This window comes from Streptomyces odontotermitis (genome assembly GCF_050510915.1).
Taxonomy (GTDB): Bacteria; Actinomycetota; Actinomycetes; order Streptomycetales; family Streptomycetaceae; genus Streptomyces.
Window position 1 is genome coordinate 353771 of sequence record NZ_JBNJLS010000007.1, and the last position, 13793, is coordinate 367563.

Below are 13793 nucleotides of genomic sequence, written 5' to 3' on the forward strand. Positions count from 1 at the left end.
GATCCTTCCTAGCGTGGTGGACGTGAGCAGGAAGGAGGGCCTGGAGTGCTGGAACGCCTCAACCAGGCCATGGAGTACATCGAGGACCACCTCGACGAGCCGATCGACGGGGCCGAACTCGCCCGGATCGCGGTGACGTCGGAGTACCACTTCCGGCGGATGTTCTCCGCGCTCGTGGGCATCCCGCTGTCCGAGTACGTCCGGCGCAGGCGGCTGACCGTCGCGGGCGCCGAGGTGCTCGCGGGGCAGCGGGGTCTGCTCGACATCGCGATCGCGCACGGCTACGGCTCCGGCGAGGCGTTCGCGCGCGCGTTCCGCGCCCTGCACGGCGTCGGGCCGCAGGAGGCCCGCCGGACCGGCGCGGCGCTGCGCTCGCAGCCTCGGATGTCCTTCCGTCTCATCGTCGAAGGGAGCGACAGCATGCGCTATCGGATCGTGGAGAAGCCGGAGTTCCGGGTGGTCGGCAAGAAGGCGCGGGTCCCCCTCGTGCACGAGGGCGTGAACCCGGAGATCGCCGCGTTCATCCGCGGCATCGCCCCGGAGACGCTGCGCCGCATCGAGGCGCTCGGCGACCAGGAGCCGCGCGGCATCGTCTCCGTGAGCGACGACCTCGCGGCCTCCCGGCAGGAGGGCACCGAACTCGACTACTACCACGCGGCGTTGAGCGGCCGCCCCGCCCCGGAGGATCTGGACGAGCTCGTCGTCCCTGCCGGCACCTGGGCGGTGTTCGAGAGCTCGGGGGAGTTCCCCAAGACGCTCCAGTACCTGTGGCGGGACGTGTTCACGCAGTGGTTCCCCTCCAATCCGTACCGCAGCAGGCCCGGCCCCGAGATCCTGCGGACCAGCCTGTCGGACGACGGCACGGAGGCGGACGCGGAGCTCTGGATCCCGGTCGAACGAGCTGAACGAGCTGAATGAGCTGAACGGGAGGAACGACCCGGACGAGATTCTTGACCTGTGGGTCCATAATGGTGATACGGTCTCGATCATGGGAAGGCCGAAGCAGTTCGATCCGGACGCAGCCGTCGAGCAGGCGATGGAGGTGTTCTGGCGCAAGGGGTACGGCGCCACGACGCCCCAGGACCTCGTCGACGCGCTGGGCATCGGCAAGGGCAGCCTCTACAACGCCTTCGGGAGCAAGAGCGCCCTCTTTCGCCTGGCCCTGCGCCGCTACCGCGACAGCCAGGCGCTCGCCCTCGTCGCACTCCTCGAAGAGCCGGGCCCCGTGCGGGCCCGGCTCCGCAAGGCCCTGCTGCTCCTCGTCGAGATGGATCTCGCCGACGCGGACCGCAGGGGCTGCATGGCCGTCAATACGGCGGCCGAGATGGGGAGTTCGGACGAGGAGGCGACCGACGTGGTGCGGCGCATGTTCGACCGCACCGAAGAGGCGTTCCGCGCCGCCGTCGAAGAGGGGCAGCGCGCCGGGGAGTTGACCCCCGGGCGCGACCCCCGCGCCCAGGCCAGCCTGATCCTCAGCACCCTCGTCGGGCTGCGGCTCGTGGCCCGGGTCGAGCAGGGTCCTGACCGGCTGACGCGGGCGGTCGACGCGCTGCTCGACGCTCTGTAGCGGAAGCCGGAAGCCGGGAGTCTCCTCGACGCCCTTTTCCTGTACGGGGGTCGGGGCACCTTTACCCATTTTCTGTACCTCTAGGTCAATAACCACGTCAAGAAGTCGGAGCACCGCACCATGCAGCTGAACCTCACCGGCAAGACCGCCGTCGTCACCGGCGCCAGCCGCGGCATCGGCCTCGCCACCGTCCGGGCCCTGACCGCCGAGGGCGTCCGCGTCGTCGGCGCCGCGCGCACCGTCACCCCCGAGCTCAAGGAGGTCGCCGCGGCCGCCGTCGCCGCCGACCTCGCCACCCCCGGAGGCGTCGCCGACCTCATCGATGCCGCCCACACGGAGCTGGGCGGCATCGACCTCCTGGTCAACAACGTCGGCGGCGGGGACGACGTCGAGCCCGTCGGGTTCCTCGACGCCACCGACGCGCAGTGGGAGTCCGTCCTCGCGCTGAACCTGCTCAGCGCCGTCCGCGTCACCCGCGCCGCGCTGCCCGGACTGATCGAGCGGCGCGGTTCCGTCGTCAACGTCTCCTCGGTCAACTCCCGCCTGCCCGCGGCAGGTCCGGCGCCCTACAGCGCCGCCAAGGCCGCCCTGGCCGCGCTCGGCAAGTCCCTCGCCGAGGAGTTCGGGCCGCGCGGCGTACGCGTCAACACCGTCTCGCCCGGCGTGGTGCGCACCGCCATCTGGGAGGACCCCGAAGGCTTCGGCGGCAAGGTCGCGGCCGGGGCGGGCGCGGAGCACGGCGCCTTCCTGCGGCAGATACCGGAGGCGTTCGGCATCACCTCGGGCCGGATCACCGAGCCCGACGAGGTCGCCGCCCTGATCACCTTCCTGCTCTCCGACGTCGCGGCGAACATCGTCGGCGCCGACCACGTCATCGACGGCGGCACGGTCAAGACCCTCTGAGCCGTGGGGGCGTGCGAGGGTGTGCGGGGGCGTACGGCGCTCCCGCACCCCCGGCCCGGTGTTGCGGACCTGGTACGCGCAAGCCGGTGAAATGGCGGACACGGGGGCTTCGGTGGGCGAACCGGGGGAGGGCGCGAGCCTAGCCTGCGGCCACGCAGAACCCCCTGACCAGCCGGAGGCGCCCGTGCCGACCTCGCCCGCACCCACCCCGACGCAGATGGACCCGTCGCCGCCAACTCCCGCCGGGCGCCGCCGGATTCCGCGCCGCCGGGGCGTCGCCGCGCTCCTGGCGGCCGCGCTGGTCTGCGGCGCGTCCGTCGCCGCCGCGACCACGCCCGCCGACCCGCCCGCCCCGCGCGGCGGCAAGGGCACCAACATCCTCGTCGTCGGGCTCGACCGGCGCAGCGGCATGAGCAAGAAGGAGATCCAGCACTTCCACGTCGGCGGCAAGGAGTGCAACTGCACCGACGTGATGATGCTGGTGCACCTCGCTGCCGACCGGCGGCGGCTCAGCGTCGTGTCGATCCCGCGCGACTCGTACCTCCCCTTCGCCGCCCACGAGGGCGGCCCCGCCCACTCCGGCAAGATCAACGGCGCGTACCAGGAAGGCGGCCCCGATCTCACCGTGCGCACCGTGGAGCGGGCCACCGGGCTGCGTGTCGACCACTACCTGGAGACCGACTTCCGCGGCTTCGCAGGCGCCGTCGACCACTTCGGCGGCGCCCAGGTCTGCACCGACAAGCCGCTGCGCGACCTCGGCTCCGGGCTCAAGCTCGCTTCCGGCACCCACTGGATCGACGGCCGCACGGCGCTGCGCTACGTGCGCGCCCGGCACGTCTCGCCGCCCGGCGACCTCGGCCGCGTCCGGCGCCAGCAGCGGCTCGTCCTCGGCATGCTCGACCGGCTCGCCGACGCGGGGGCGCTGCGTAACCCCTACGCCTCGGCCTACGCCGCCCGCGCCCTGTACGAGCACGTCCGCACCGACCCGCACACCGGCCCGGGCGAACTGGCCGCGCTCGCCTGGTCGATGCGCGATCTCACCGCCGAGCGCACCGAGTTCGCGACCGTGCCGATCTCCGACTTCGACCACCCCGTCCCCGACTGGGGCTCCACCCTGCTGTGGGACGCGCCCCGCGCCCGCGCCCTGTTCACGGCCCTGCGCGAGGACCGCCCCCTGGTCACCCCGCGCACCGGCGCCGAGCCCGCCCCCGTCGACATGCCCCCGGCCTGGGTGCGGGTCCGCGTCGACGACGCCGCCACCGCCGAGGCCCTGCGCGCGGACGGCTTCGACGTGGCCGCCACCCCGCGTCAGGGCTCCCCGGCCAAGGGCCCGACCGTCATCACGTACGACCCGGCCATGGAGCGCTACGCCGCCACCCTGGCCACCGCGCTCCCCGGCGCCCGCCTGCGCCAAGTGCCGGGCCAGGGAAGGGAGTTCCGGGTCACGGTGGGTGCCGCGCCGCAGCGCGTGGCGAAGGTGACGTACGACCGCAGCAGCGTGGAAGGCGCTCCGGTGACGGGTGACCAGCTGCGCTGCCGCTGACGTTCCCGTACGGGGGACACGGGCGCCCGACGCCGTGTCCCCCGTACCTGCCCCCCCGCACCCCACGCACATGCGCGGTGCATATATCTGACGGAGCAACACCTCTCGGGGGCCACCGCTACCTTCTGGGACCAACCGGGCGTCACGGCGGCGCACGGGAACGGTCAAGGAGGTACCGCCGTGATCCCTGAACCGCAATCGGGCGACGGCGAGCGGCTACTGCCCGGGCGTCGGCGGGCCCCGCTCCCGCCGGACGTACAGGCGGAGCAGGACGAACTGCTCGACGACTTCTTCCCCTGGTTGAAGCGCGAGGCATACCGCGAGTTCGGGCACCTCCTCGTCGACAGCGAGCGGGTCACGCTGCAAGCCGTCGCGGAGGTCTTCGCCCGCTGGGAGGACTACCGCGCGGAGGAGATCCGGCGCCACCTGTACGAGGCCGTCATGGACCTGGCGGCCGACTACCGCGACAACCTGCCCGACCCCCGGTACGCGCGGCCGATCTGCGAGGACCTCGCGCCGATCTTCGGCACCTGGGCGGGCGCCCAGGAGGTGGGGGGCCGGGGCGGCGGCAAGGCGCTCGTGGAGTCCCTGTACGAGGTGGACCGGCTGCCTCTGCGCCGCCGCGAGGCGTTCCACGCGCGCGCCGTCTTCGATCTCGACTGGAAGGAGGCCGCGAGGGTCCTCGGCGTGGGGCAGGGGGCGCTGCGGACGTACTACTGCAAGGCCAGACGGGACCTCATGAAGGTCGGCGTCGATGTCGAGGAACTGACCGAGTTCCTCTCCAAGGTCATGAGAAGGAGTTGATGCAGATGGCCGAGGAAGGGCTGCCGCAGGGGCAGTGCACGGACACCCGCCGGGGTGACCATGGATTCCGCCTCGATGACGATCTGAACCGCATCTACAAGCAGGCGAGCCTCAGAGACCAGCGACGCATCTACGTTCGGGAGGAAGTGACCCGCCTCCGGGCGGGTGGCAGCCCGCCCGAGCGGCCCCTCAGCGCCGCGCCACCGGACTTCCGCTGCTCCGGCGGGCCCAGGCGGGCCCGCCCCCCGGTTCCCCGGTGGACCGTGGAGAGCCTGTTCTGGGTGGCCGGCATCGTCGTCACGGGCCTGGTGTGGGAACACCGGGGCGTGGTCGCGAGCCTGGTCGGACCGCTCACCGCGGTGGCATTCGCCGTGCGCCACCGCTTCCTCGAGTACGGCTCGATGCCGGTGCGCATCAAACGAGTCGAGCGCAGACGGCGTCAGGAACGGCTGGCCAACCGCTAGCCGCCCGACTGCCCGCCACCGTCGGAACTCGCAGGCCGGACAGTGGCGGACAGCCCCAGCGCCCCCAATGAAGGAGCACCTGCATGGCACAGAGTGACACAAGTACCGCAGAGCCCCGCTCAGTTGACGCGAACGGTCCCCGGAAGAGGGCCGGATCCGCTACGGAAATACGGGACGGCCCCCGGCTGGTGGGCTGATCGGAGGGAGGGGAGAGGGAGCGAGGGGAGCCGGGGGACCGGGGGCGGCAGGGGGGCCGGGGGCGACAGGGGGACCTGAGGGGGACTCGGGGGGATCGAGGGAATTGGGGGATCGGGGATCGGGGATCGGGGATCGGGGGGTCGGGGGAAAGGGGGAATCCGCGGTCGCGGGGATGACGCCGCGCCCGTCGCGGTGTCGCGGATCGGCCCGAGCGACTCCCTGGTGACCGCTCAACGAACCGCCGATCAGGCCGAGTTCGGGGGCGACGACGGTGCAGGCCGCCGCCACGGCCTGGCTCACCGCCTCGCTGGAGACCTCGACCGCCGCCGCGACCGCCTCGCCCGGTCTGCCTTGCGGCGTACCGCGCCTTCCGGGCTGGACAGCGCTCACGGAGCTGCGTCGCCCCACTCGCTCTTCCCGGCCCGCGCCTTCTGGCTCGTGCCTCCCGGCCCGCGCCTCCCGTTCGGCGACTTCGCAGCTGAGGGCCACCGGCAGCACCCCACCGCGTCACCCCGGCAGGCCCACGGAGCGCAGCCGGCTCGGGGCGCGCCGGCCGTCTACAGGCTCGGGTCCCGCTCCGGCGGCACCTCGAGGACGGCCCGGCGCCTCCGCTCGCTCGCGCAGGTCGCGAGTACGGCGAGACCCGGCAGCCATCCCAGGGCCAGCCCCCACAGCGCCCCGGACATGCCACCCGCCAGCGGCAGTGCGAGCCAGCCCCACGAGTCGGCCTCGACCATGCGCGCCGCCACCAGGCCGCGCCAGACTCCCGCGGCCGCGGCACCCGCGACGAGTGCCGTCCACCCTGCCCACGCCCGGCGCATCCGGCCTCCGGTGGGCCGCTTGCGCACATGGCGCCGCATCCGTGCGACCGCGACGGCGAGCAGGAGCAGCGCCGCGAAGTCCTCGCACAGCTGCCAGGCCCACTCCGTGCCGCCGAGCGGGACCGCTCGCAGCCCCGGCAGGGCCATCGGCACGCCGAGCGCACTCGGTACCACGGTCAGACCCGCCCGCGCGGTGAACGCCGTCAGGACGGTGGCGCTGCCGTGCAGCAGCACGAGCAGCAGACAGCCCGCGGCGGCGGCCGCGACGGGACGGGTGCGGATCTCTGGCCGGCGCATGGCCGGTCACTGTAGGCGGCGGACGCACGCCTGGGCAGGGGGTGGACGAAGGAAAAGTGAACACTTCTCAGGTATTCCGCGGGGCCGTGCCACCGATCTACGATCCGCGGCATGCGACGCGAGGGACGGCGCGGCCGAACGCTGCGCGCACGGTGGTCGACGGCCTGGCTCGGCCAGGCCAAGTGGCGCGGAAAGTGGCGTAGTCGGACGGTTTACGGTGTCACGCTCGCCGTCGCCGCCGCACTGCTCGTCGCCGTGGGCCCCGAAGGCTCGGGCGCCGCACGGGCCGCGACCGCCAGCGGCCACCGCTGGATCACCGACCGGGACGGCCGCGCCCTCGTGCTGCGCGGGCTGTCCACCGCGAGCAGCGCCAAGCAGGCACCCGACGGCATGCCCTGGATCACGGAGAAGGACGTCGAGCGCGAACGGCGCGCGCTCGGCACCGACTTCGTCCGCTTCCTCCTCCAGTGGCGCAACGTCGAGCCGAGCCCGGGCCGCTACGACGAGGACTACCTCCGTGACGTCGCCGAGCGCGTGCGCTGGTACGGCGAGCGCGGCTACAAGGTCATGCTCGACATGCACCAGGACCTGTACGGCCCGGCGACCGGCGGCAACGGCGCCCCGGCATGGGCGACCGACACCGACGGACTCCCCTCCGCCGCGCAGGACCCCTGGGAGCTGGGTTACGTCGAACCCGGCACGGTGCGCGCCTTCGACCACTTCTGGGGCACCGACGGCGGCGGCCGCGACCTGCGCCGCCATTACGCGGACGCCTGGCGCCACGTGGCCCGCCGCTTCGCCGCCGACGACACCGTCATCGGCTACGACCTCATGAACGAGCCCTGGGGCGGTACCGTCCAGGGCCCCGCCTTCGAGTCCGGGCCACTCGCCGGCCTCTACCAGAAGACCATCGACGCGATCCGCACCGTCGACCGCGACCACTGGCTGTTCGTCGAGCCGTCGGCGATCGGCGCCAACTGGGGCTTCGCGACGGCCCTCCCGCGCCTGACGGACCCGCGCGGCGACGGCGCGTCCGCCCGCATCGCGTACGCACCCCACCTGTACCCCCTGCCCATGGACCTCGGCGGCGGCTACACCGGCGCCACCAAGGCCCGGGTCGACGCGTCCCTCGACGCCTGGCGCGAGCAGACCGAGAAGACCGCGCGACGACTGGCCGCCCCCGTCGTCATCGGCGAGTTCGGCCTGGACGTCACCCTGCCCGGCGCCCTGGAGTACGTGGCGAAGGTCCAGCGCATGGCCGACGACATGGGCGCGGGCCTCGCGTACTGGTCCAACGACCCCGGTTCCTGGGCGCCTTGGGACTCGGACATGAAGCCCACGAAGCTGCTCCCGGTGCTCGACCGCCCCTACCCGCGTGCGATCGCCGGGGACCCGGTGGGATACGCGTGGGACGCGGGGGCGAGGCGGCTGACGGTGCGGTGGCGGGGGACGGGCGGAGCGGCGGGCGACGGGGTGCCGGGCGGCACGGAGATCTACCTGCCGGAGCGCTTCTTCCCGCACGGCGGACGGGTCAGCGGTGGCCGCCCGGTGTCCTGGGACCCCAAGTCCCGCATTCTGACGGTCCGTTCGGGACCGGGCGAGCATGCGGTGCGCGTCACGCCGCGTGCGGCGCCCGCTTGAGGGTTTGCCCGCGATGCGGCCCGCGTGAGAAGGTCCGGAAAGCTTCTCCGTTTTCTCTTCTCGCTGAAGTTCAGTGGTTCTCCGAAAGGGCAGTTCGTGACGCACGGCATCGTCGCAGGCGTGGTCCAGGGGATGGTCCTGGATGACCGCTCCTCGGGCGCTTCGACGCGGAGCCGTCACCACTCCCTCTGACCCACCCCCTTTCGCACGCCCGCGAAACCGGCCCCGGGCCGGGTGGTTCCGTGTGCTCCCGTCGAAGTGCTCTTCGTGCCCCGCACGTTCGATCACGTCGATCACGAGGAGTACCTGGTGTCCAGGTTCCACTGGACCGAGGCCGAAGTCGCCCGGTCCGCCCGCTGGCATTCCGAGAACGAGTCCCGCCCGCCCCGCCGTGTCGTCGTCGCCGACGACCGCATGAAGGCCGACCACGCCTACCGCCTCGCCTGCGAAGGCACCGCCCTGCTGTGGCGGGGCGACTATCACGGAGCGCGCCAGCTGCTGAGCGCGCTGGGGCGGCGGGTGGACCGGAAGGATGCGGTCCGGAAGGGCGCCGCGGCCGCGGCGCCCGCCCCGTTGGATGGTCCCGGCGAGGTCGGGGGCCCGAGCCCCGCCGAGGCGTTCCACGCCGAGCGCCGCGCGCGCCGCCACCGCGCCCGCGTCCTCGGCATGCTCCTGGTCCTCCTCGAAGGCGACCACACCCTCGCCCTGCGGCGGGCGCCCGACGTCCGGCAGGCGTGCGCCGAGGCGTACGGGCCGCCGCCGGGTGAGCCCGTCGGGGTCGCCCTCACCGAGCTGCTCGGTGTGCTCGGCGCACATCAGTGGCGCACCAAGGGAGTTGAGGTGCCCGCGCTCGGCGCCCGCGTGCACCCCCACTACGGGGTGTTCTCGCCGGTACGGGGCGAGTACGTGGACCTGGTGGCCCGGGCACCGCTGCCGGCTGCTGTGCGGAGCGAGGGCCCGGGTAGCCCGGGTACCCCAGGCACCCGTACGGCCTTCGACCTGGGAACGGGAACCGGGGTACTGGCGGCCGTGCTCGCCCGCCGCGGCGTGGCCCGCGTCGTGGCGACCGACATCTCACCGCGCGCCCTGGCCTGCGCCCGCGCCACCATGGACCGGCTCGGGATCGCGGACCGCGTGGACGTACGCGACACCGTCCTCTACCCGGAGGGCCGTGCCGGGCTCGTGGTCTGCAACCCGCCCTGGATTCCGGCCCGTCCGAGCTCGACCCTGGAACAGGGCGTCTACGACCCGGGCGGCCGCATGCTCCACGCCTTCCTCGACGGCCTCACCGCACACCTCGAACCGGGCGGCGAGGGCTGGCTGATCCTCTCGGACCTGGCCGAGCACCTCGGGCTGCGGACGCGGCGGGAACTCCTTGACGCCGTGGCGGGGGCGGGGCTGCGGGTCGTCGACCGGTCCGACGTCCGGCCGCGGCACCCGCGCGCCGTGGACCCCGACCCCGACGATCCGCTGCGCCTCGCCCGTGCGGCGGAGGTGACGTCGCTGTGGCGGCTGGCCCCGGTTGGATCGGCCCCGGTCGGCTGACGGTCTTCATCACCTCTTGATAAGCACCGTGACGGGCCTCGGACGGCTCACCGGTGTGCGGCGCCTCCCGCCCGTGCACCGGACGCGATCGTACGGGCGATGTCGAAGGTCAGCCGCTGCCACGGGTCCTGCGGGTCGCGGCCCGTCACAGCCAGGACGCGGCGCAGCCGGTAGCGGACCGACTGGGGGTGGAGGTGCAGGGCGCGGGCTGCGGCGTTGGCGGAGCCCGTGTCGATGTAGGCCGTGAGGGCGTCGAGGAGGTGGCCCTGGCCGGGTTCGGCGAGCGGACCGAGGACGATCCGGCCGATCCGGTCGGGCCCGGCCACCGGGTGCCCGGCGAGCAGCGCCAGGACGTGCGCGTCGGCGTCGGTGAGGACCCGGTCGGCCCGGTGGGCGTGCGGGGGAGCGGTGTCCAGGGCCCCGGCCGCGAGCCGGTGCGCGACGGCGACCCGGTCGAGGCTCTCGCCGACGATCACACACCCCCGCCAGCCCTGCGCCCGCAGGACGCCGGGCACGGTCTCGGCGGCGCCGACGGGCAGCAGCAGGACGGCACGCGAGCCGTGGGTGGTGGCGAGTGCGACGGTCTGGCCAGGGGGTCGGAGCCCGGCGTCACCGGCTTCGGTGCTGTCGGCGTTCGTGGCCGTGCTCCTCCTGGTGCTGCCGTTGCCGTTGCCGTTGCCGTTTCCGCTGCCGCTGGCGATGCTCGCGGGGGCCGCCCCCGCCCTCACCCCCTTGTCCGGCACCTTCTCCGGTTGCTTCTCCGGCGCCTTCTCGGGTCGTTTCGAGGGTCGTTTCTCCGGCGCCGTGAGCCCCGCCAGCAGCCCCATCGCCGCCGCGAGCGACACCTCAGGCTCGTCCGGGGCGATTGGTTCCGCCGCCAACAGGCAGTAGCGCTCGGGGAGTTGGACGCCCAGGCGGGACGCTCTGTCCGTGAGGGCGCCGAGGGAGGCGTGGCGGCCTGCGATCAGGTCGTCGAGGAGGAGGCGGAGGGCGCGGTCGCGGTCCGCGGTGAGGCGGTCGGCCGTGGCCGCGTACGCCGTGGTCATCTCCTCCGAGATGGTGTCGACGGCGGCGAGGAGGAGACGGGCCAGGGCGAGGGCGTCGCGGGCCGGCAGGCGCGGGGCGCGGGCGGCGACCTGGTCGGCGAGGACCGTGGCCGCGACCCGGTAGGCGCGCAGGACGGCGGGCAGCGGCCGCCCGTCCGCCGCCCGCGCCGCCGCGATCCCGCGGAAGCGGCGCAGATCGTCGCCGCTCACCTCGCCCTCCGTGACCCACAGGTCGAGGAGGCGTTCGAGGCCCCACGCGGTGATGGCGCGCACCTCGGGCAGGCGGCTGCCGTCGAGTGCCGTGTACGCGGGAACCCGTTCGTGCACGGCTTCCACGACGGCCTCGACGACGGCGGGGTCGGAGAGCAGTTCCCGGCGGATCTGGTCGCGCTTGTTTATCACACAGTGATAGTCCCATCGGAAAGGGGTGCGCACGGCCATGGACGGGAGGGGAGCGGGTGAGCAGGATCGTGGCCAGCAGATCGCAGTCTCAGCGTGAAGAGCAGTGACGAGAGACGGGACCCTTGCATGGCGGCGAACTGGGCTGACTTCCAGTACGAGATCTACCTCAACGGCATGACCGGGGCGGTGCCGCGGCTGCCCACCGACCTGACCCGCCTGGAGGAGCTCACCGAGCAGCGGCTCGGGCCCGGCCCGGTCGGCTATGTCGCGGGCAGCGCGGGCGACGGCAGCACCGCCGCCGCCAACCGGGAGGCCCTGCGACGCCGCCGCATCGTGCCGCGCATGCTCCGCGACGTCCACGAACGCGACCTGTCCGTCGAGGTGTTGGGCCACCGGCTGCCCGCGCCGCTTGCGCTCGCCCCCGTCGGCGTCCTGTCGATCATGCACCCGGAAGGGGAGTCCGCCGCCGCGCGCGCCGCCGCGGCCCGGGGCGTCCCGTTCATCCTCTCCTCCGCCTCCAGCACGCCCATGGAGCAGGTTGCCGAGGCGATGGGGGAGGGGCAGCGGTGGTTCCAGCTGTACTGGGCCAAGGACCGCGACGTCACCAAGAGCTTCCTCGACCGGGCGAAGGCCGCAGGGTTCAGCGCCCTGTTCGTCACGCTCGACACCCCGCTGCTCGCCTGGCGGCCCCGCGACCTCGACCAGGCGTACCTGCCGTTCCTGCACGGCGTGGGCACCGCCAACTACTTCACCGACCCCGCCTTCCAGGCCGGCCTCGCCAAGCCCGTACACGAGGACCCGAACGCGGCCGTCATGCACTTCGTGGGGATGTTCTCCGATCCCGCCAAGACCTGGCCGGACCTCGCTTTCCTCCGGGAGAACTGGGACGGCCCGATCGTCCTGAAAGGCATCCTGCACCCCGACGACGCGCGCCGCGCCGCCGACGCGGGGATGGACGGCGTGGTCGTCTCCAACCACGGCGGCCGCCAGGTCGCGGGCTCCGTCGCCGCCGCCGACGCCTTGCCGCGCGTCGTCGAGGCCGTCGGGGACCGGCTCACCGTCCTCTTCGACAGCGGCATCCGCACCGGCGACGACATCGTCAAGGCCCTTGCCCTGGGCGCCGATTCGGTGCTCGTCGGCCGCCCGTACGCGTACGGTCTCGGCCTCGACGGACAGGCGGGCGTCGACCACGTGATCCGCTGCCTGCTCGCCGAACTGGACCTGACCCTGGCCCTGTCGGGCCACGCCACTCCGTCCACCCTCACCCCCGACGACCTCACCGAGGCCCCCGCATGACTGAGAACACGAAGAACACGAAGAACACGAAGAACACGAAGAACACGAAGAACACGAAGAACACGAAGAACGCCGAGAACACCAAAAACACCAAAAACACCAAAAACGTCCTGGCCGTCATCTCGCCCCACGTGGGCGGCCGTTCCGTCGGCGCCGCGCTCGCTTCGGTCTTCCCGGAGCAGGCCCACGTCACCGTCGTCGAGGCCACCGACGAGAACCCCGACGCGCTGCGCTCCGCGCACGTCATCATCACCGGCCTCGGCCCCGTCACCGCTGAGCACATCGCCGCCGCCCCCGACCTCGAACTCGTCCAGTGCGCAAGCCACGGCTTCGACTACGTCGACCTGGAAGCGGCCCGCGAGCACTCCGTGCACGTCTGCAACATCGGCTCCAGCGGCGCCGAGAAGCAGAACGTCGCCGAGCAGACCTTCGCGCTCATGCTGGCCCTCGCCAAGCAGCTCGTGCCCGCCCACACCGCGTTGACCGAGGCGGACTGGGCGCTGCCCCGCCTGCAGCAGTCGATCACCGAACTCTCCGGCAAGACCCTCGGCATCATCGGCCTCGGCCACATCGGCGAGGAAGTCGCCCGCCGCGCCGTCGTGTTCGACATGAACATCGTGTACGCGGGTCCGCGCCCCCTCGCCCCCGAGGCGGCCGCCCGACTGGGCAACGCCCGCCACGTCCCCCTCGACGACCTCCTGCGCACCTCCGACTACGTATCCCTGCACGCCCCGCTCACCGAGGACACCCACCACCTCCTCGACGCACCCCGCCTCGCCCTGCTCAAACCCACGGCATTCGTGATCAACACGGCACGCGGCGCGCTCATCGACCAGGACGCCCTCGCCGACGCCCTCACGGCAGGCACCCTGGCGGGCGCCGGAATCGACGTCTTCGACCCCGAACCCCCCACCGCGGCCCTCCGCCTCCTGAAGGCCCCGAACGTGGTGCTCTCCCCACACGTCGCAGGCGTCACAAGGGAAACCCTCGTCCGCATCGCGCTGGCGGCGGTGCAGAATGTGGTGGAGCACTTGGAGGGGAAGCCGGTCCGGGACGTCATCTCCTGACGCGGCAGCGACGGCTGTGGAACGGGGCCAGGGGTCAGGGGCCCGCGCACGCTCCTCTGCCTCTCCGGCACCCATGGCGTCACGCCGGACTGCGTGACCGGGACGATTCGATCCGTTGAAAGGAACTTGACTCGACGCCGACCCCCGCTCCCATCAAGCTGAGCGCGGGGCATGCAGGGAGGGCAGAGCTGACGGTGAG

The 13793-nt window shown here is 73.0% G+C and carries 12 protein-coding genes; 10 read left to right on the plus strand and 2 right to left on the minus strand.

Translation table 11 applies throughout. The features are described from left to right. Positions 1–45 precede the first annotated feature (45 nt). From ACQB60_RS22645 to ACQB60_RS22670, 6 genes are all read left to right on the plus strand, one after another. On the plus strand, positions 46–918 hold the full coding sequence (locus ACQB60_RS22645) for a GyrI-like domain-containing protein (protein WP_496927885.1): 873 nt from the start codon (positions 46–48) through the stop codon (positions 916–918). A gap of 70 nt (positions 919–988) precedes the next feature. Next, positions 989–1567 carry a TetR/AcrR family transcriptional regulator gene (locus ACQB60_RS22650; RefSeq protein WP_496927886.1) on the plus strand — a complete coding sequence of 193 codons (579 nt, stop codon included), beginning with the start codon at positions 989–991 and terminating at the stop codon, positions 1565–1567. Between the two features lie 120 nt (positions 1568–1687). After that, complete coding sequence (locus ACQB60_RS22655; RefSeq protein ID WP_496927887.1) at positions 1688–2470, plus strand: oxidoreductase; 783 nt, start codon at positions 1688–1690, stop codon at positions 2468–2470. Between the two features lie 184 nt (positions 2471–2654). Further along, a complete protein-coding gene (locus ACQB60_RS22660) occupies positions 2655–4013 on the plus strand; it encodes an LCP family protein (protein ID WP_496927888.1) in 1359 nt (452 codons plus the stop codon). A 180-nt stretch (positions 4014–4193) separates the two neighbouring features. Then, a complete protein-coding gene (locus ACQB60_RS22665; RefSeq protein ID WP_496927889.1) occupies positions 4194–4817 on the plus strand; it encodes an RNA polymerase sigma factor in 624 nt (207 codons plus the stop codon). Beyond that, positions 4817–5281: a hypothetical protein gene (locus ACQB60_RS22670; RefSeq protein ID WP_496927890.1), complete on the plus strand. Its 465-nt coding sequence runs from the start codon at positions 4817–4819 to the stop codon at positions 5279–5281. Before ACQB60_RS22665 ends, ACQB60_RS22670 begins: the two co-directional genes overlap by 1 nt. A gap of 755 nt (positions 5282–6036) precedes the next feature. Here the strand turns inward: ACQB60_RS22670 and ACQB60_RS22675 are convergent. After that, positions 6037–6597, minus strand: coding sequence for a hypothetical protein (locus tag ACQB60_RS22675; RefSeq protein WP_496927891.1), 561 nt, complete (start codon positions 6595–6597; stop codon positions 6037–6039). Between the two features lie 111 nt (positions 6598–6708). On the opposite strand from ACQB60_RS22675, the gene ACQB60_RS22680 reads away from it, so the two are divergent. Beyond that, the gene (locus tag ACQB60_RS22680) at positions 6709–8238 is read left to right on the plus strand and encodes a cellulase family glycosylhydrolase (protein ID WP_496927892.1); all 1530 of its coding nucleotides are present in this window, start codon (positions 6709–6711) and stop codon (positions 8236–8238) included. A gap of 309 nt (positions 8239–8547) precedes the next feature. Continuing rightward, positions 8548–9783: a methyltransferase gene (locus ACQB60_RS22685; protein WP_496927893.1), complete on the plus strand. Its 1236-nt coding sequence runs from the start codon at positions 8548–8550 to the stop codon at positions 9781–9783. 47 nt (positions 9784–9830) lie between these two features. On the opposite strand, the gene ACQB60_RS22690 is transcribed toward ACQB60_RS22685, so the two are convergent. After that, entirely contained in the window at positions 9831–11231 is a 1401-nt protein-coding gene (locus ACQB60_RS22690; RefSeq protein WP_496927894.1) for a PucR family transcriptional regulator, read from the minus strand. A 126-nt stretch (positions 11232–11357) separates the two neighbouring features. Here ACQB60_RS22690 and ACQB60_RS22695 point away from each other — a divergent pair, with 126 nt between their 5' ends. Together ACQB60_RS22695 and ACQB60_RS22700 are read left to right on the plus strand one after the other, a co-directional pair. Next, a complete protein-coding gene (locus tag ACQB60_RS22695; RefSeq protein ID WP_496927895.1) occupies positions 11358–12527 on the plus strand; it encodes a lactate 2-monooxygenase in 1170 nt (389 codons plus the stop codon). Continuing rightward, positions 12524–13594: a 2-hydroxyacid dehydrogenase gene (locus ACQB60_RS22700; RefSeq protein WP_496927896.1), complete on the plus strand. Its 1071-nt coding sequence runs from the start codon at positions 12524–12526 to the stop codon at positions 13592–13594. Before ACQB60_RS22695 ends, ACQB60_RS22700 begins: the two co-directional genes overlap by 4 nt. The last annotated feature ends 199 nt before the right edge of the window (positions 13595–13793 follow it).